Source organism: Nonomuraea pusilla, from assembly GCF_900109355.1.
GTDB lineage: Bacteria > Actinomycetota > Actinomycetes > Streptosporangiales > Streptosporangiaceae > Nonomuraea > Nonomuraea pusilla.
This window is the reverse complement of sequence record NZ_FOBF01000002.1, coordinates 381559-398680: the sequence shown is the minus strand read 5'-3', so window position 1 is coordinate 398680 and position 17122 is coordinate 381559. Positions and strand designations below refer to the sequence as shown.

At 74.7% G+C, this 17122-nt stretch carries 16 protein-coding genes; 9 read left to right on the top strand and 7 right to left on the bottom strand.

Annotation, left to right across the window (positions count from 1 at the left end):
• Window positions 1–63: 63 nt before the first annotated feature.
• The 3 genes from BMX74_RS04715 to BMX74_RS04705 form a co-directional block, all read right to left on the bottom strand.
• Window positions 64–2220, bottom strand: a complete 2157-nt coding sequence (locus BMX74_RS04715; protein ID WP_256256795.1) for a SpoIIE family protein phosphatase — start codon at window positions 2218–2220, stop codon at window positions 64–66.
• A gap of 251 nt (window positions 2221–2471) precedes the next feature.
• Window positions 2472–3665 carry an SWIM zinc finger family protein gene (locus BMX74_RS04710; protein WP_091098544.1) on the bottom strand — a complete coding sequence of 398 codons (1194 nt, stop codon included), beginning with the start codon at window positions 3663–3665 and terminating at the stop codon, window positions 2472–2474.
• Window positions 3662–6394, bottom strand: a complete 2733-nt coding sequence (locus BMX74_RS04705) for a DEAD/DEAH box helicase (protein ID WP_256256774.1) — start codon at window positions 6392–6394, stop codon at window positions 3662–3664. The genes BMX74_RS04710 and BMX74_RS04705 overlap by 4 nt, the downstream gene beginning before the upstream one ends.
• Window positions 6395–6523: 129 nt before the next feature.
• On the opposite strand from BMX74_RS04705, the gene BMX74_RS04700 reads away from it, so the two are divergent.
• The 3 genes from BMX74_RS04700 to BMX74_RS04690 all read left to right on the top strand — a co-directional run bounded on the left by BMX74_RS04700 (window position 6524) and on the right by BMX74_RS04690 (window position 8171).
• Window positions 6524–7141 (top strand): DedA family protein, encoded by a 618-nt coding sequence (locus BMX74_RS04700; RefSeq protein ID WP_063791951.1) that lies wholly within the window; start codon window positions 6524–6526, stop codon window positions 7139–7141.
• 96 nt (window positions 7142–7237) lie between these two features.
• Window positions 7238–7771: a dihydrofolate reductase family protein gene (locus BMX74_RS04695; protein WP_091098540.1), complete on the top strand. Its 534-nt coding sequence runs from the start codon at window positions 7238–7240 to the stop codon at window positions 7769–7771.
• Between the two features lies 1 nt (window position 7772).
• On the top strand, window positions 7773–8171 hold the full coding sequence (locus BMX74_RS04690) for a hypothetical protein (protein ID WP_055501775.1): 399 nt from the start codon (window positions 7773–7775) through the stop codon (window positions 8169–8171).
• Between the two features lie 369 nt (window positions 8172–8540).
• On the opposite strand, the gene BMX74_RS04685 is transcribed toward BMX74_RS04690, so the two are convergent.
• Complete coding sequence (locus BMX74_RS04685; protein ID WP_218153876.1) at window positions 8541–9191, bottom strand: TetR/AcrR family transcriptional regulator; 651 nt, start codon at window positions 9189–9191, stop codon at window positions 8541–8543.
• Between BMX74_RS04685 and BMX74_RS04680 the strand changes: the two genes are divergently transcribed.
• Entirely contained in the window at window positions 9174–9890 is a 717-nt protein-coding gene (locus tag BMX74_RS04680) for an alpha/beta fold hydrolase (protein WP_143078557.1), read from the top strand. The genes BMX74_RS04685 and BMX74_RS04680 overlap by 18 nt on opposite strands.
• Before the next feature lie 40 nt (window positions 9891–9930).
• Here the strand turns inward: BMX74_RS04680 and BMX74_RS04675 are convergent, their stop codons facing one another.
• The gene (locus BMX74_RS04675) at window positions 9931–10221 is read right to left on the bottom strand and encodes a hypothetical protein (RefSeq protein ID WP_055501773.1); all 291 of its coding nucleotides are present in this window, start codon (window positions 10219–10221) and stop codon (window positions 9931–9933) included.
• A gap of 35 nt (window positions 10222–10256) precedes the next feature.
• Window positions 10257–10709 (bottom strand): carboxymuconolactone decarboxylase family protein, encoded by a 453-nt coding sequence (locus tag BMX74_RS04670; protein WP_091098536.1) that lies wholly within the window; start codon window positions 10707–10709, stop codon window positions 10257–10259.
• 108 nt (window positions 10710–10817) lie between these two features.
• Here BMX74_RS04670 and BMX74_RS04665 point away from each other — a divergent pair, with 108 nt between their 5' ends.
• From BMX74_RS04665 to BMX74_RS04650, 4 genes are all read left to right on the top strand, one after another.
• The gene (locus BMX74_RS04665) at window positions 10818–13634 is read left to right on the top strand and encodes an AfsR/SARP family transcriptional regulator (protein WP_218153875.1); all 2817 of its coding nucleotides are present in this window, start codon (window positions 10818–10820) and stop codon (window positions 13632–13634) included.
• Between the two features lie 53 nt (window positions 13635–13687).
• Entirely contained in the window at window positions 13688–14458 is a 771-nt protein-coding gene (locus BMX74_RS04660) for a MerR family transcriptional regulator (protein WP_091098533.1), read from the top strand.
• 94 nt (window positions 14459–14552) lie between these two features.
• A complete protein-coding gene (locus BMX74_RS04655; RefSeq protein WP_091098866.1) occupies window positions 14553–15005 on the top strand; it encodes an SRPBCC family protein in 453 nt (150 codons plus the stop codon).
• Window positions 15002–15283, top strand: coding sequence for a hypothetical protein (locus BMX74_RS04650; RefSeq protein ID WP_201784436.1), 282 nt, complete (start codon window positions 15002–15004; stop codon window positions 15281–15283). The genes BMX74_RS04655 and BMX74_RS04650 overlap by 4 nt, the downstream gene beginning before the upstream one ends.
• Window positions 15284–15295: 12 nt before the next feature.
• Here BMX74_RS04650 and BMX74_RS04645 read toward each other — a convergent pair whose 3' ends face one another.
• Window positions 15296–15991 carry a CTP synthase C-terminal region-related (seleno)protein gene (locus BMX74_RS04645; RefSeq protein ID WP_256256772.1) on the bottom strand — a complete coding sequence of 232 codons (696 nt, stop codon included), beginning with the start codon at window positions 15989–15991 and terminating at the stop codon, window positions 15296–15298.
• A gap of 71 nt (window positions 15992–16062) precedes the next feature.
• Between BMX74_RS04645 and BMX74_RS04640 the strand changes: the two genes are divergently transcribed.
• Entirely contained in the window at window positions 16063–17049 is a 987-nt protein-coding gene (locus BMX74_RS04640; protein ID WP_091098529.1) for a LysR family transcriptional regulator, read from the top strand.
• Window positions 17050–17122: the final 73 nt, after the last annotated feature.

The following is a 17122-nucleotide window of genomic DNA, read 5'->3' as shown; positions in this document are numbered from 1 at the left end:
GGAGCATTCACAAGCACGTGATCCTGCCCCGCCGGAGCTGCCGGGGCAACCCGTTTTCGCCGGTCACCTGCCCTCGGCCGCCTCCCCGGTCAGGCGCAGCAGGAGCAGGGCGACGTCGTCGCTGCGGCGGTTGGTGCGCCTGGCGTAGGCCATGAGGCTCTCGGCGTCGTCGTCCAGGGTGCGTGCCCCCGCGTGGGCCAGCTCGCCGCCGAGCGCGGCCAGCGAGTCGTCGATGTCGAGGCCCGGGGCCTCGATCAGGCCGTCGGTGTAGAGCGCCAGCACCGCGCCCACGTCGAGCGGCAGCTCCACGCACGGGTACTCCGCCTCGGGGTCGATGCCCAGCAGCAGGCCGCCCGGCAGGTCCAGCACCTCCACCCGGCCGTCCGGGTGACGCAGGAGCGGCTGCGGGTGGCCGGCCCTGGCCAGGGAGGCGGTGCGCGCCGCCACGTCGAGGTGGACGTACACGCAGCTGGCGAACAGGTCGGGGTCGAGGTCGACGAGCAGGTGGTTGGTGCGCCGCAGCACCTCGCCGGGCCGCGCCCCGGCCGTGGCGTACGCCCGCACCGCCGTGCGCACCTGGCCCATGAGGGCGGCCGCCGTGACGTTGTGCCCCTGGACGTCGCCGATGATGGCCGCGACCGACCCGCCGGGCAGCCGGATGACGTCGTAGAAGTCGCCCCCGATGTCCATGCCCTCGGTGCCGGGCAGGTAGCGGGCGGTGGCGTCGAGGCCGGGCACGCGGGGCAGCGCGTGGGGGAGCAGCCCTTCCTGCAGGCCGTGGGCGAGCTCCAGCTTGGCGTCGTACAGCCTGGCACGTTCCAGGGCCTGGGCGATGAGGCCGCCGAGCGAGGTGAGGACGGCCCGTTCCTCGACGCTGAACGGGTGCGGCTCGGTGAAGGCCAGCAGCAGCGTGCCGATGGGACGCCCGGAGGCGATCAGCGGCATGAGCGCCCACGACGACATGCCGTCGTCGGGCGCCACCGCCGACGGGTAGAGCTGGTACAGCTCCTTCTCGGACTCGAAGAAGCCGGGCACCCCGGTGACCATGGTGCGCACGCTGGGCGTGGACGAGGTGAGCGAGGCCCGGCGGTACTGCTCGACGATGGGCTCGGGGTAGCCGCGGTGGGCCAGGACGCGCAGCCGTCCCTCCTCGATGGCGAGCACGACCATGGCCTGGGCGCCGAAGGCGGGCATGATCTGGTCGCTGACGAGGCCGAGCACGTCCTGCACCCCGGCGGCCTGGGTGAGCGTGCTCGCCAGGTGCAGGACGTGGTAGATCGCCCCGGCCCTGGTCGGCAGCGACACGCCGGCGGGCGCGGGCCGCTCGGGGCCGAGGTCGGGCTCCACGGGCGCGGGCGTGATGCGCAGGGTGATGCCGGACATGGAGGGGAACAGCTCGAACGTCAGCCACCTGCCGGGCGGCCGGAGCGCGACGAACGACGTCGGCTGCTGGCTGATCATCGCGCGCCGGTAGCGGTCCTCGTAGACGGGGTCGTCCAGCCAGGGCAGCACGGTCCACGGCTGCACGCCGAGCAGCCGCAGCGGCGACTCGCCGAGCAGCGCGGCGCCCTTGGGGCTGACGTAGGTGAGCCGTCCGCGGGCGTCGAGGGTGGCCATGCCCTCGGGCAGGCGGGCCACCATGGCGCCGAGCGCCTCGGCCGGGGCCGTGCCGGACGGCGCGGGCGGGCAGACGGGGCGGTCGCGGCGGGCGGGCGGGCCCTGCCCCGCGATCTGCTCCAGGTGCTCCAGCCGGCGGCCGAGGACCGCGGCGGCGGCGGCGATCCGGTCGCGGGTGCCGGCCGGCGGCGGCGGGTAGGGGCCCGACCACACGACGAAGACGCCGTAGCGCCCGCCGGACGTGGAGACGGGCACGGCGGCGAGGGAGAACTCGTACGGCAGGGCCACCGCGATGCTCGGGTACTCGCGCACCATGTCCTTCTCGGTGGGCACCCAGACCAGGCGGCCCTCGCGCACGGCGTCGGCGACGGGGATCGGCGCGCGCACCCCGACCCGCTCCCACGGCTGGAGGAACTCTCTCGGCAGGCCCGTCATGACGGTCACCTCAAGGGTCTGGCCGTCGGGGGTGAGCCGGTAGAGCGCGCCGGTGTGCGCGCCGATCTCGTGCAGCATCTCCTGGAGCGCCTGTGTGAGGGCGTCGAGGTCGGCCTCGCGCCGCTCCTCGGGAGTGCCCGTGGCGCCAGAGGGCGGGGGACGTCCCACCAACGCTCACCACCTCCGTCCGCGTCAGGCCTGCGACCGACGAGGGGAAAGGCACCCTCCGATTCCCCACATAGTGGAGGTTACCCCTCCTGACCTGGGCATCTTACGGCCTTTACTCGGGCTGTCGCCGCTGGTCCCCGCACAGGCAGGGGATGCGGGCACTCCGATCGCCCCGCTCGACGACCCGGCGTCCGTGCAGCACGTCGTCTCGGTGGCGTCCTGCCCCTTGAGACGAGGCAGGACGGGCCGGGTCAGGCCGGGTGGGGCTGCCTGGCCAGCAGGGACGACGGGTCGCGCTCGGCCGGCCCCGACGGCCACCACTCCCCGTCACGCAGGCTGAACGGGTACCAGCGGCCGTCACGGCCGTAGCGGAGCTGCACGCCGCCCGCCGTCCAGCGGTTGCGCCACGACTCCACCGCGGGCGGCTCCTCGCCCTCCCACCCGGCCTCCAGGAGCGCCCACGCCCTGGCCAGCTCCTTCCTCGGCGGCGTCCACGCCGACTCCAGCGCCTCCAGCCCCCCGGGGCCGCCGTGCCGCCAGGCCGCCACCGCCGCGTCCAGGCCCAGGTCGAGCCCGTGCTCGGCGGCCAGGCGCACGCGGTCCTGGTACTCGGTCAGCTCCGGCAGCCGGCCGCGGGCCAGCAGCTCGCGGGCGCGGGAGGCGGCCGAGGCGGCCAGCACCCGCAGCGCCGCCAGGTCCACGCCGCGCGCCTCCCCGCGCCGCCCGTCACCGCCGCGCGCCTCCCCGGGGCGGTCGCCCTCCAGCTCCGGGGGCGCGAACGTCACGTCGAACGGCGGCGGCGAGGGCAGCGGCGGCACGCCCCGCTCGAACGCCCGCGCGGCCGGCACGCCCGCGGGCACGCCCGCGGGCACGCCCGCCGGAACGTCCCGCTCCTGCAGCGCCTCGACCAGCTCCTCCTCGCCCCGCCCCCGCAGGAGCAGCAGCACGAACGGGTCACGGTCGAGCAGCCACGACGCCTGGTAGCACAGCGCCGCGGCGTGCTTGCACGGATGGCCCCAGTCGGGGCAGGAGCACTCCGGCTCCAGGTCGCCCACGGCGGGCAGCAGCGGCACGGCGGCGTCCTCGGCCGCCTCCACCAGGTCGTGCGGCATGTCCCTGTCGAGCAGCGCCGCGATGTGCCCCGCCTTGGCGGCCACCTGGTCGAGGAAGCGCCGCCACTCGGCGTCGCCGAGCTGCTCGACGCGCACGACCGTGTCGTACTCGTTCTCGGTGACCGCGGCGATGCGTCCCGGGCTGACGGTGATGGGCCCGACCTGCCCGGTCTTGGCGTACGCGCGGCCCTTGCGCAGCAGCCCGTGGTCCAGCGAGGTGTCCTCGACGGCCTGCACCCAGGCGCGCCCCCACCAGGTGGTGGCGAAGCGGGCGCCGGCGCTCTGCGGCGGGAAGGCGGCGAACCCTCTGACGGCTCCTCCGGCGGCGTTCATCTCAGCTCCACGAGTGCGGCGAGTTCGGCGTCTGTCAGCTCGGTGAGGGCCGCCTCGCCGGAGGCGAGCACCGCCTCGGCCAGCGACCGCTTGGCGGCCAGCATCCCGGCGATGCGGTCCTCGACCGTGCCCTCGGCGATGAGCCGGTGCACCTGCACCGGCCTGGTCTGGCCGATCCGGTACGCCCGGTCGGTGGCCTGGTCCTCGACGGCCGGGTTCCACCAGCGGTCGTAATGGATGACGTGGTCGGCGCGGGTGAGGTTCAGCCCGGTGCCGGCCGCCTTGAGCGACAGCAGGAACACCGGCGCCTCGCCGTCCTGGAAGCGGCGCACCAGCTCCTCGCGGCGGGGCACGGGCGTGCCGCCGTGCAGGAGCTGCGCGGCCACGCCCCGGCCCGCCAGGTGCCGCTCCAGCAGCCTGGCCATGGCGACGTACTGGGTGAAGACGAGCACCGCGCCGTCCTCGGCGAGGATGGTGTCGACGAGCTCGTCGAGCAGCTCCAGCTTGCCCGAGCGGCCCGCCAGCCTGGGCTCGGCCTCGTGCAGGTAGTGGGCGGGGTGGTTGCAGATCTGCTTGAGCCCGGTCAGCAGCTTGACGACGAGCCCGCGCCTGGCCATGCCGGACGCGCCCTCGATCCGCGTCATCATCTCGCGGACCACGGCCTCGTACAGGGCGGCCTGCTCGGTGGTGAGCGCGACGGGACGGTCGGTCTCGGTCTTGGGCGGCAGCTCCGGCGCGATGCCGGGGTCGCTCTTGCGGCGGCGCAGCAGGAACGGCCCCACCAGCCTGGCCAGCCGCTCGGCGGCCTCGCCGTCGCCCGACTCGACGGGCTTGGCCCAGCGCGACCTGAACCGGCCCAGCGGCCCGAGCAGCCCCGGCGTCGTCCAGTCGAGCAGGGCCCACAGCTCCGACAGGTTGTTCTCCACCGGGGTGCCGGTGAGCGCGACCCGCGCGGCGGCGGGGATCTCGCGCAGCGCCTTCGCCGTGCCCGAGGCGTGGTTCTTGACGTGCTGGGCCTCGTCGGCGACCAGCAGGTCCCACGGGTGGGCGGCCAGCCGCGCCGCGTCGAGCCGCATGGTGCCGTACGTGGTCAGGACGAACCCCTCGTCGGCGAGGCTCCTGCTGGAGCCGTGGTAGCGCCGGACCGGGACGCCCGGCGCGAACCTGGTGATCTCCCGCTCCCAGTTGCCCAGCAGCGAGGCGGGGCAGACGACCAGCGTGGGGCCCGAGCCCCGGTGCAGGTGCAGCGCGATGAGCGTGACGGTCTTGCCGAGGCCCATGTCGTCGGCCAGGCAGCCGCCCAGCCCGAGCGACGTCATCCTGGCCAGCCAGCGCAGCCCCTGCAGCTGGTAGTCGCGCAGGGTGGCGGCCAGCGCGGGCGGCGCCTCGACTGGTTCCGGCTCGGTGAGCCTGTCGCGCAGCTCCCGCAGCCAGTCGCCCGGCTCGACGGGCACCTGCTCGCCCTCGACCTCGACCGTCCCGGTCAGGGCGGCGCCGAGCGCCTCCAGGCCGGTGAGGGGTTTGAGGTCGCGCTGGCGGGCCTTGCGCATGGTGTCGGGGTCGACGAGCACCCACTGGTCGCGCAGCCGCACGATCGGGCGGTGCGCCTCGGCCAGGCGGTCCATCTCGGCCTCGGTCAGCCGCTCGCCGCCGAGGGCGAGCTGCCAGTCGAAGCGGGTCAGGTGGCGGCCGCCCAGGAACGACGGCAGGTCGGAGGGCCCGGGCTCGTGCCCGCCGACGACGGCGCGGGCGGTCAGGCCGCGGACGAGGGAGCGCGGCCAGTGGATCTCGACCCCGGCGGCGGCCAGCCGCCCGGCCGCCCCGGCCAGCAGGTCCCCGACGTCGCCGTCGGAGAGCGGCAGCTCGTCGGGCACGGCGGCGTCGAGCAGGGACTCCAGCCTGGGCCAGGCGCGGGCGGCCCTGCGGATGGCGAGGGTCGTCTCGATCCTGGCGCGCGGTCCGAGGCCCGGGTCTCGGCCCTCCCACAGCGCGGCGGCGTCCACCATCAGGGACGGGTCGGCCAGGCTGTGGAGCTGGACGACGGCGCGGAACCCCGGCTCGGCCGGGTCGTCGCACTCCAGCCGCAGCGACAGCCGCACCCCCGAGTCGAGCCCCGCGGACACCTCGTCGGCCCAGCGGCGCAGGTGCGGCACCTTGACCGGCCTGGCGGCGGCGAAGGCGGTGGCGCCGGTGGCGCGCACGGCTCCGGGGGAGCGCGGCATCGCGTCGGCGACCGCGTCGAGGAAGGCGCGGACGAGGGGTTCGGCGTCGGGCAGCCGCGGCCCGTCGCCGGTCGGGCCCTCCGGCGGCCCGTCGAGGGGGACGCAGCGGGCGGTCGCGGGCATGGCGGCGGCCAGGTCGCGTACGCGTTCGGCGTCGGCCGCGTCGAGCGGCCCCGCCCGCCAGGAGTCGTACCCGCCGGCGGTGACGCCGGGCAGGATGCGGCCGCGGGCGACGAGCTGGAGCGCGACGAGCGCGACGGCGCCCCAGAAGCGGGCGGCGGGGTGGGCGGAGGCGTCGGCGCGTGCCCTGGCCAGCGCGGACACGGCCTCGGCCACCGGCACCCTGGTGCCGGTGGCCTGCCTGGCGCGCAGCTCACCCTCATGCTGCTCGACGACGGCGAGCCGGTCGTCGCCGCCGGTGTCGATGAACGTCACCTGGCCCGTCCTGGGCGGATCGCCCGGCTCGAAGACGACTGCCCGCTGCACCAGATCCGTCAAGAGACTCACGACCGTACAGCGTACGGTATGCGGGGACCGCGCCGGACCGCCCGGTGCCGGCTCGTCCACGGCGATGGGCGCACTCCCGCGCACCTCGCCGGACATCACCGATCGCGGATCTTCCATAGCCTCTGAGGCATGACTGATTGGCTCGTAGGACTGATGGAGAGCCTCGGCGCGCCGGGGGCCGGCCTCGCGATCGCGCTCGAGAACCTGTTCCCGCCCCTGCCCAGCGAGGTGATCCTGCCGCTGGCGGGCTTCACCGCCGCCAGGGGCGAGATGGACCTCCTCGACGTGCTCGTGTGCACGACGCTCGGCTCGGTGTTCGGCGCGCTCGCCCTGTACTGGGTGGGGGCGATGCTCGGCCGCGAGCGGACGCTGGCGATCGCCGCCAGGCTGCCCCTGGTCAAGGTGTCCGACATCGAGAAGACCGAGGCCTGGTTCCTGCGCCACGGCCGCACGACCGTCTTCTTCGGCCGGATGATCCCGATCTTCCGCAGCCTCATCTCGGTGCCCGCCGGTGTCGAGCGGATGCCGTTGCCGCAGTTCACGCTGCTCACCACCGCGGGCAGCCTCGTCTGGAACACCGTCTTCGTCCTGGCCGGCTACTTCCTCGGCGAGAACTGGCACCTGGTGGAGGCCTATGTCGGCATCGGCACGAACGTGGTGATCGCGCTGGTGGTGCTGGCCGTCGTGGTGTTCGTCGGCGTGCGCCTGGGCGAGCGGCGCAAGGGCAGGCACGCCCGCCGCCGCTGAAGGGCCGGCCGGGGCCATGAGGCCCTGGTCGGCCCTTGACAATTTTATTTGTCGGCGAGAGGATGAGGTCACCTCGAACGAACAAGGAGACCACCGATGAGGAAGATCGTCGCCGGACTGTTCATCTCGCTCGACGGCGTGGTGGAGGCCCCCGAGACCTGGCACTTCCCGTACTTCAACGACGAGATGGGGCAGGAGGTCGGCCGGCAGATGCAGGAGGCCGACGCCATGCTGCTCGGCCGGCGCACCTACGAGGAGTTCGCCTCCCACTGGCCGCACCAGGACTCCTCCGACCCGATCGCCGGCCACATGAACGGCACCACGAAGTACGTGGTCTCGACCACGCTGACGTCGCTCGACTGGCAGAACAGCACGCTGGTGACGCTCGACGGCCTGTCCGAGCTGAAGAAGCAGCCGGGCAAGAACATCTCGATCGTCGGCAGCCCCACCCTCGTCGTGTCGCTGCTGCGCGAGGGCCTGCTCGACGAACTGAACCTGCTGGTGCACCCCATCGCCGTCGGCAAGGGCAAGCGCCTGTTCCCCGAGGACGGCGCGGCCATCCCGCTCGCGCTGACCGCGTCCGCCACGCTCAGCACCGGCGTGCTGAGCCTGACCTACACGGGGGCCTGACATGGCGGCCAAGACCGTGGCGGACAAGCTCCTGGTCAAGCCGGACGCGGCCGTGTGGGTCTCCGACCCGGCGTACCGCGCGCTGCTCGAACCGCTCCCCGGCGGCGCCCGGCACGCCGACCGCATCGAGGAGGCCGCGGTCGCGGTACTGTTCGCCGCCGACGCCTCCGCGGCCCGCCAGGTCCTCGACGAGAACCGCGACCACCTGACGCGTCCCGCCACCCTGTGGGTGGCCTACCCCAAGGGGAACAGGTCCGACGTCAACCGCGACACGCTCTGGCCCGTCGTCGCCGAGTACGGGCTGCGCCCGAACGGCCAGGTGGCCGTGGACGACGTCTGGTCGGCCCTGCGCTTCCGCCCCCTCAAGGAGGGCGAGCCACCTTTCACCGGCGGCCGCTGACCCGGGTGTCCGCGGGCGGCCACCCGCCGCCGATTACGGTGAGCGACCGGCCGCCCAGGTTTCCGGTGTCACCGCCACGCCCGCCGAAACCCCCATATACGCACATCAACCCCCAGGTTTACGGGTGGCTCGCGGATTTTACCCAGCACCCACGGTTCACTGGCGATTACCGGGGGTAATCACGAAGCGTAGTTGCCAGGTCACCGGAAAGGGGGTTACGCATCTCGGCCAGGACGTCCGTCGTGATCTCCGGCGTGGCCGACGCGATCCCGCGCGACCGCGGCCGCGGCGGGCCCGCCTTCCCCGGGCTCTCCTGACCGTGGCCCACACCCGCCGAAGGCCCTGGAACCGGTGAGGCCGCTTCCCGGTTCAGGGCCTTCGGCACCCACCGGCCCCCTCCGAGGGCGCCATGCGGCCGAGGTGGTACCGCAGGACGCGCACCGCCTCCCCGGCGCTGCGCTGACCGAGCAGGACACTGGTGCCCAGACCGGCCGACATGGCAAGCAGCCCCGCCGCCTCGCTCTCCGGGTCGAGGCCCGCGGCGATCTCCCCGGCGGCCTGGGCCGCGCGGAGCCGATCGGTGACGAAGACCTGCATCTGGTTCGGGGCGTCCAGGAAGGGCTGGGCGGCCAGCGCCGGGTCGGTCACCGACAGCACCGCGTAAGCGGTGTACACGAGGTGGAAGATCCGGCTCTCCTCGTCGGCCGGGACGGCCTGGGTGAGGACGGCCTCGACGACGCACAGCGGGCTCACGCCCGCCCCCGCGCCGCCCACCCGCTCCTGGACCCGGGCGGCGATCCGCCGCGCCAGGTGCTCCAGCGCGAACAGCAGCAGCTTCTCCTTGGACTCGAAGTAGTACTGCACGACGGCCACGGCGAAGCCCGCCTCCGCCGCCACGGATCGCATGGTGACCGCGTGCAGCCCCTTACTCCCGGCGATGCGCAGCAGCGCCTCGGCACCGTGCACGTGCACCGCGCCGGCGCCGCGCACGGGGAGCCGATCGTGCTGCTGCACGGCCACGGCGCGAACTCCTCCACCTGGTACCCCCAGATCGAGGCGTTCGGCGAGCGGCACCCCGTCTACGCCGTCGACACCATCGACGATCCGGGCCGCAGCGTCCAGCGCGCCCTGGTGAAGGACTCCCAGGACAACGCGGCCTGGCTGAACGACGTGTTCGAGGGGCTCGGCCTGGAGCGGGTGCACCTGGTCGGCCTGTCCTACGGCGGCTGGCTGACGCTCAACCAGGCCGTGTACGGCGCGGACCGCCTGGCCTCGATCACCCTGCTCGACCCCGGCGGCCTGCAGAAGGTGCCCGCCCGCTTCCTGGCCGGCGCGATCGCCGGCCTGTTCGCGATGGCGTTACCGCGCCGGTGGCGGCCCTGGCTCGCGCGGGTGCTGGCCAACCACGCGCTGATCGCGCCGCCCCGGATGACGGCGCCGATCCTGCTGGGCACGCGGACCTACCGCCCGTCCTACCGCCCCGCGGCCCGGCCCTTCACCGACGACGAGCTGCGCTCGGCACGCGTCCCCGCGCTCGTGCTGCTCGGCGGGCGCAGCACCCTGCTCAGCCCCCGCAAGGCGCTGGCTCGCGTGCGGGCGCTCGTCCCCGGCGTGCGCGCCGAGATCGTGCCGGGCGCCGGCCACGGGCTGCCGCTGGAGGCGCCCGACCTGGTCAACGCCCGCATCCTGCGCTTCATCGACTCCGAGGTTCAGGCGTAGCCCGCTGACAGGGGCTCCGGCCGGCGGGGGCGGGCCGGCCTCAGCGCTCGTCGACGACCTGGCCGTTCTGCGCGGTGCCGTCCTTGGTGAGGGCCATGGTCAGCGGCGCCTCGGGGAAGGTGGGCAGGGCGGCGAGCGCGGCGCCGAGCTGCTCGGCGGTCTCCCAGTGCCAGGTGTCGGTGTAGGTGCCGTCCTCGAGCCGGACGAGCACGACGTGGGTGAGCCCCGGGTGTCCCTCCCGTACGGTCGCGATGAGGGAGGTGCGGCGGGCCAGGAACTCCTCCAGGTCGGCGTCGGCGACGGAGTAGCGGTGCGAGCGGACGACGGACATGTGCGTTTCTCCTCGTGTGCGTGGGGGCGGGGTGCTTACCAGGTGCCGGCGACCTGCCGGATCGGGGCGTTCAGGCGGTTGAAGAGGTTGGTGATGGCGGTCATCAGCAGGATCGAGGCGAGCTGCCGCTCGTCGAAGTGGTCGGCGGCGTTGTCCCAGACGTCGTCGGGGACGGCGTCGGTGCGGTCGGCCAGCCGGGTCGAGGCCTCGGCCAGCGCCAGCGCGGCCCGCTCGGCGTCGGTGTAGTACGGCGCCTCGCGCCAGGCGGCGAGCAGGCCGACGCGCTCGTCGCTCTCGCCGAGCTTGCGCAGGCTCTTCAGCCCGGCGTCGACGCAGAAGCTGCAGCCGTTGATCTGGCTGACCCGCAGGTGGATCATCTCCATGAGCTCCGCGGGGAGCCCCTGCGCGTGGGCGGCCTTGATCAGTTCCTGGATCGGCTTGAGCGCGGCGGGGATGATCGTGGCGGGGTTCTTCATGCGGGCTTCCACGGTGGTTCCTTCCGTACGAGTTGAACGTCCTAGCGGGATGTCCCGGTTGGCGTGAGATCAGAGTGGCTGCCCGGATTGATACATTCGCTATGCGCGCGCGATGTGACGGTGACCGGGGGGACGATGCTGCGCTTCACCTTGCTCGGACCCGTCCAGATGGTCGTCGACGGCGCTCCGCTGACAGGCATCGCCCCACGTCACCGCGCTGTGCTGGCCTACCTCCTGCTCAACTCCGGCCGGGTGATCAGCATCGAGCGGCTGATCGACGCGATGTGGGGTTACGACCGGCCCGACACCGCCCGCTCGCAGATCCACGCCTCCATCACCGTGCTCCGCAAGGCGCTGCGCGCCGCCGGCGCCGCGGACCTGCTGCAGACGCGGGCCGGCGGCTACGTGGCGCAGCCGGAGCCAGGGCAGGTCGACACGCTGGAGTTCACCGAGCTGGCGGCCGCCGGCGAGCTGCGCCAGGCGCTGGGCCTGTGGCGCGGCGAGGCGCTGGAGGACGTCCACGCGCACTACGTCGCCGGCGTGCGGGAGCTCTGGCACGACCGGCGGCTGTCGGCCTACGAGCGCCTGGTGGCGGGCGAGCTCGCCGCCGGGCGGCACGGCGACCTGCTCGACGAGCTGGCCGCCCAGGCGAGCGCGCACCCGCTGCGCGAGAAGCTCAACGCCCACCTCGTCCTGGCCCTGCACCGGTCGGGCCGGCAGGCCGACGCCCTGGCGGCGGCGCGCGCCTACCGCACCGCGCTGGCGGACGAGCAGGGCCTCGACCCCGGGCACGCCTTTGCCGAGCTGGAGCGGGCGGTCCTCGCGGACGACCCCGCCCTGCGCCTGGCCGGCCCGGCCGCCCCAGCGCCCGCCCCGGAACCCGTGCCCGGCGTCCCGGCGCGCCGCTCCACCTTCCTGCCGTACGACATCCCCGACTTCTCCGGACGTGCCGCCGAGCTGGAGCAGCTCGTGGGCGAGCGCCACGGTCCGGCGGTCGTCACCATCGACGGCATGGCGGGGATCGGCAAGACCGCGCTCGCCGTCCACGTCGCCCACCGGCTGGCCGCCCGCCACCCCGACGGGCAGCTCTTCATCGACCTGCAGGCCCACACCGCGGGCAGGGAGCCGGTCGACGCCTCCGCCGCGCTGGAGGCCCTCCTCCGCCAGCTCGGGGTGCCCGCCGACCGCATCCCGGTCCCGCCGGCCGAGCGCGGCGCCCTGTGGCGCGCCGAGCTGGCCGGCCGGCGCGTGCTCGCCGTCCTGGACAACGCCCTCGACGCCGACCACGTACGCCCCCTGCTGCCGGGGCACACCGACACCTTCGTCCTGGTGACCAGCAGGCGGCGCCTCGTCGGCCTGGACGGGGCCCGCCCGCTGTCGGTGGAGGTGCTGGCCGAGGAGGACGCCGCCGCCCTGTTCGAGCGGATCGTGGGCGAACGCGCCCGCCACGAGCCCGACGCCGTACGCGAGGTGCTGCGGCTGTGCGGGCACCTCCCGCTCGCCATCCGGATCGCGGCCGCCCGCCTCCAGCACCGTCCCCGCTGGACCGTGGCCTATCTGGCAGGCCGGCTGCGCGACCACCGCAGGCTCCTGGACGGCGTGTCGGCGGCCTTCACCCTCTCCTACGAGCAGCTCGACGAGGCGGAGCAGCGCATGTTCCGCCTGCTCGGGCTGGTGCCGGGCCGCGACATCGACGCGTGCGGCGCCGCCGCGCTCGCCGGGATCGCCGAGGAGGAGGCGGAGGAGCTCCTGGAGAACCTCCTCGACGCCCACATGCTCCTGCAGCTCGAACCCGGCCGCTACACCTTCCACGACCTGCTCCGCGAGCACGCCCGCTCGATCGCCGAGGACGACGGCGCCGTCATGCGGCTGCTCGCCTACTACCTGCACCGCTCCCGCGCCGCGATGGACCGGCTCTTCCCGCACAGCGTCGGCCAGCGGGAGGGCATCCCCCAGCCGGCCACCCCGGTCCCGCCCGTCCGCGACGCCGCCGAGGCCATCGCCTGGCTCGACGCCGAACGCGCCAACATCATCGCGACCGCCGTCGACGGGCCCGAGATCTGCCTCGGCCTCCTGGCCCTGGCGATGCGTCCCTACCTCGACCGGCAGGCGCACCACGACGACGCGCTCACGCTGCACAGTCTGGCCCTCCAGCGCAGCCGCACGCTCGGCGACCGCGAGGTCCAGGCGCGGGCCCTCACCGACCTGGCGTGGACGTACTGGCGGCTCGGCGAGTACGAGCGCGCGGAGGAGCACGCCCACCAGGCGCTCGACGCCGGCGAGGAGACAGGCGAACGGGCCAGGGCGCTGCTCACCCTGGGGAACGTGGCCCTGCGCCGCCGCCAGGACGCCCAGGCGGAGCAGTACCTCAAGCAGGCGCTCGACCTCACCAGGATCGCCGCCGACACCTGGGGTGAGGCCCACGTGCTCGGCATCCTCGCCCTCGCGCTCGACCGGGCCGGACGCCCCGAGGAGGCCCGCCGCCACCTGGACCTGGCGCTGGCGCTCCACCGCAAGGTCGGCGACCCGGCGGGGGAGGCGGCGACGCTCGGCCACCTCGGCGTCGTCCTGCGCCGGCAGGGCGAGCTCGCAGGGGCCCGCGCCCGCCACGAGCAGGCCGCGGCGCTCCACCGCAGGCTGGGCAGCACCGCCGACGAGGCGGCCGCGCTCAACGGGCTGGCCGAGGCGGCGGGCGATCCCGTGCGGGCCGTCGAGGAGCACACGGCCGCGCTCGCCCTCGCCGACCGTTCGGGCAACCGGCCGGAGCAGGCCCGCGCCCACGACGGGCTGGCGCGCGCCCACCTCGCCCTCGGGCACCCGGAGCAGGCCCGCGAGCACGGACGGCTGGCCCTCGGCCTCTACGGCGAGCTGGGAGTGCCGGAGGCGGAGGACGTCCGCGCCTTCCTGACGCACGACGCGGAGCCCGGCCGCCACTGACCGCACGCTCACGGCTTGACCCTCACGCCGCGTCGGCCCCCACAGTGGGAGGCATGGAAGCACAGGAGTACACCGTGGGTGTCGTCGCCGAACTCGCCGGGGTGTCGGTGCGCACCCTGCATCACTACGACGAGATCGGCCTGCTCGAACCGACCGGACGCAACGCCGCCGGTTACCGGATCTACTCGGCGGACGACCTGCGCGTGCTGCGCCGCATCCTGTTCTACCGCGAGCTCGACTTCGACCTCGACACGATCGGCGCCATCCTCGCCGACCCCGCCCGTACCGACGTCGACCGGCTGAACGAGCAGCGCCGGCTGCTCACCGCCCGCATGGAGCGGCACCGGGCCATGCTCGCCTCGATCGACAGGGAACTGAACGCGCGCAGCCTCGGCCTGACCCTCACCCCCAAAGAACGGCTGGAGGTCTTCGGCAGTACCCGGCTGGAGGACGGCGCCGCGCGGGCGGAGCAGCGCTGGGGCGGATCCGACCTATGGCGGCAGCGGCAGGAGCGCGCCTCCCGCTACTCCGCCGACGACTGGCACGAGATCCGCGGCGAGCAGTCTGCCATCCACCAGCGCCTGCTCGACGCGATGCGCGCGGGCGTCCCCGCCACCAACCCCGCCGTCATGGACCTGGCCGAGGAGCATCGGCGGCACCTCCACCGCCGCTTCCACGACTGCGACCACGACACCCACCGGGCCCTGGCGGCGTCCTATCTCGCCAACGAGCGGGTCGGGCTCAACTTCGACGACGTGGCCCCGGGCCTGTCCCGCTACGTCCACGACGCCATCGTGGCCAACGCCGACCGCGCCGCCCGCTGACGCCCGTCCGCGCGGGGTCGCCTCCGGCACGTCGGGCGCGTCAAGCCCGATCATGAGGACGTACGCCGTGAAGGCGGCGACGGAAGGGGACGTGATGAACGGACGCGTGTACGTCGGCGCGGCGGTCGAGGTGGCGGCGCCGCAGGAGGAGGTGTTCGCGCTGATCACGGACTGGCCGCGGCACCGCGAGTGGATGTTCATGACCACGGCCAGGCAGGTGGGTCCCAGCGCGCTGGAGGCCTACACCGGCGTGCGGCCGTTCGGCTTCCTCGACACGATGACGATCACCCGCTGGGAGCCGCCCCGCCTCGTCCTCGTGGACCACACCGGCGCGCTGGTGCGCGGCAGGGGCGCCATCCGCGTCACGCCGGCCGGGGCGGGCAGCCGGGTGGTGTGGGCGGAGGAGCTGGCGCCGCCCTTCGGGGTGCTCGGCCGGGCGCTGTGGCCGCTGGTGGCTCCGGTGGTGTCGGCGCTGGCCCGCCACTCGCTGCGCAGGCTCGCCCGCCTGGCGCAGTCGGGGCCCGGGTGCGTCCGGTGTACGCGATGAACGAGCGGCAGCCCGCCTCCAGGACGCTCGCCCTGGGACGCGGCTCGTGCAGCCAGCGCCTGGCGGTGCTGGAGGCCGTGGCACGCGCCTGCGGCGTGGCGACCCGCGTCAGGGGGCTGCTCGTGGACGGCCGCTTCTGGCACCCGCGCTTCCCCCTGCTGCGCCCGCTGGTGCCGGGAAGGGTCGTGCTCGCCTGGCCGTGCGGGCAGACGCTGTGCGCGCCCGCGCGGCTCGCCGCCGACCTGGTGCTGAGCCGGCGCACCCCCGCCGCTCCCTGACCCGCGCGGCCCTCAGGCGGAGGTGCGGGCGGCGGCGTGGCGGCTGACGGCGGCGGCGAACGCCGAGATCACCGGGTGCGGGCGCCGCCCGTCGCCGGCCAGCTCCGGCTGGAACATCGTGGCCAGGAAGAACGGGTGCCGCGGCAGTTCGGCGACCCGCACGCCGCCGTCCTCCGCGTGGCCGGAGAACACCATGCCGTGGGCGGCCAGGGTGGCCTGGTAGGCGTCGTTCAGCCCGTACGAGCAGATGTAGGCCTCCATGGTGGTGGGCGCGCCGACGATCTGCTCGATCAGCGAGCCGGGGTGCAGCCGTACCAGCCCCTCGTGCCCGGCCAGGGAGCAGGTCAGCGGCGTCAGCAGGAAGTCGCGGGCGTCCGGCTCGTTCTCGGCGTGGGCGACGTCCAGACCGCAGACGTGCCTGGCGTACTCCAGCAGCATGTGCTGGAACCCGCCGCAGGTGCCGAGGAACGGGATGCCCCGCTCCCTGGCGGTGCGCGCCGCCTCGACGGCGCCCTCCTCGCTGCGGTACGGGCTGCCGGGCACCAGCCAGACGCCGTCGAAACCGGCGAGGTCGTGCGCCTCCGTCGTCGGGATCCAGTAGGCGTCGAGCGCGATGCCGTCGCGCTGCCTGAGCGCCTCGATGAGCAGCGGGACGCGGGCGTGCGAGCGGACGGCGGGGGAGCGGTCTCCCACCAGGGCGATTCTCATGCCCACCATCGTGGCCGCCGTCGCCGCTTCAGCGCCAACGATGATGTCTGCACCTGCTATAAGCAACTGTGATGGACCCGCACCTGCTTCGCACCTTCGTGACCGTGGCCCGCCTCAGGTCGTTCTCGGCGGCGGCCGGCGAGCTCGGCTACACCCAGTCGGCGATCTCCCAGCAGATCGCGGCGCTGGAGTCCGACCTCGGCCTGCCACTGCTGAGCCGCAGGCCCGTCGAGCCGACCCCGGCCGGGGAACGGCTGCTGGAGCACGCAGGGCCGCTGCTGCTGCGCCTGCGCGCGGCCCGCGCGGACGTGCTGCGCGCGGCGGCGCCTCCGGCGTACCGGCTGCGGCTGGCGGCCACGCCCCTGGCGCTGAACGCGACACTGGCCGGGCGGCTGGCCCGCGCGCGGGCCGCCCAGCCCCGGCTGGAGGTGACGGTGCTCGGCTGCGGCCGCGAGGACGTCGCCGCGCTCGTCGCCTCGGGCGAGGCGGAGATCGGGCTGGCCGACGGCGTCGCCGCGCCCAGCGACCCGCTGCGCCTGCCCGAGTCGGGCCCGCTGACCGTCGTGGGCGTGGCCGAGGAGGAGCTGGTCGTGGCCCTGCCGCCGGGGCATCCGCTGGCGGGCCGGCCGGGGCTGCGGCTGGCCGACCTGGTGGACGCCCGCTGGCTGCAGACCACCCTGTGCCCGCTGGAGCGGCTGCGCGCGCTGCAGGGCGAGGGCTTCCCCGCGGCGCTCGACCACCGGGGCGACGACGTGCAGACCGTGCTCAACCTGGTGCGCGCCGGCCACGGCCTGACCCTGCTGCCCGCCCCCCTGCTGCCCGCCACCCTTCCCGCCACCCTGCTGCCCGCCACCCTTCCCACCGCCCTTCCCACCGCCCTTCCCGGCGCACCGCTGTCCGCCGGCCCGTTGCCGGCCGCCCCCGGCGCCTCGGGCGCGTGCGGGGTGCCGCTGCTGACGCCGCGGCTGGTGCACCGGGTGGAGATGCTGCACGGGGCCCTGCCGCCCGGCCCGGCCGCCGACCTGGCCCGCACGCTGGAAGCCAGGGAACAAGCCTGACGGGCGCCCCTGCGGAGCCGACGGCGTTCTGACGGCGTTCTGACGGCGCTTCGTGCGGCCGATGCCAGCGCCC

What these genes read in the sequence shown, in the direction of transcription:
- BMX74_RS04660 (WP_091098533.1), top strand. Translation starts at nt 13,688, where the DNA reads ATGGAAGCACAGGAGTACACCGTGGGTGTCGTCGCCGAACTCGCCGGG.
- BMX74_RS04695 (WP_091098540.1), top strand. Translation starts at nt 7,238, where the DNA reads ATGAGGAAGATCGTCGCCGGACTGTTCATCTCGCTCGACGGCGTGGTG.
- BMX74_RS04700 (WP_063791951.1), top strand. Translation starts at nt 6,524, where the DNA reads ATGACTGATTGGCTCGTAGGACTGATGGAGAGCCTCGGCGCGCCGGGG.
- BMX74_RS04690 (WP_055501775.1), top strand. Translation starts at nt 7,773, where the DNA reads ATGGCGGCCAAGACCGTGGCGGACAAGCTCCTGGTCAAGCCGGACGCG.
- BMX74_RS04640 (WP_091098529.1), top strand. Translation starts at nt 16,063, where the DNA reads ATGGACCCGCACCTGCTTCGCACCTTCGTGACCGTGGCCCGCCTCAGG.
- BMX74_RS04675 (WP_055501773.1), bottom strand. Translation starts at nt 10,221, where the DNA reads ATGTCCGTCGTCCGCTCGCACCGCTACTCCGTCGCCGACGCCGACCTG.
- BMX74_RS04645 (WP_256256772.1), bottom strand. Translation starts at nt 15,991, where the DNA reads ATGAGAATCGCCCTGGTGGGAGACCGCTCCCCCGCCGTCCGCTCGCAC.
- BMX74_RS04710 (WP_091098544.1), bottom strand. Translation starts at nt 3,665, where the DNA reads ATGAACGCCGCCGGAGGAGCCGTCAGAGGGTTCGCCGCCTTCCCGCCG.
- BMX74_RS04650 (WP_201784436.1), top strand. Translation starts at nt 15,002, where the DNA reads ATGAACGAGCGGCAGCCCGCCTCCAGGACGCTCGCCCTGGGACGCGGC.
- BMX74_RS04655 (WP_091098866.1), top strand. Translation starts at nt 14,553, where the DNA reads ATGAACGGACGCGTGTACGTCGGCGCGGCGGTCGAGGTGGCGGCGCCG.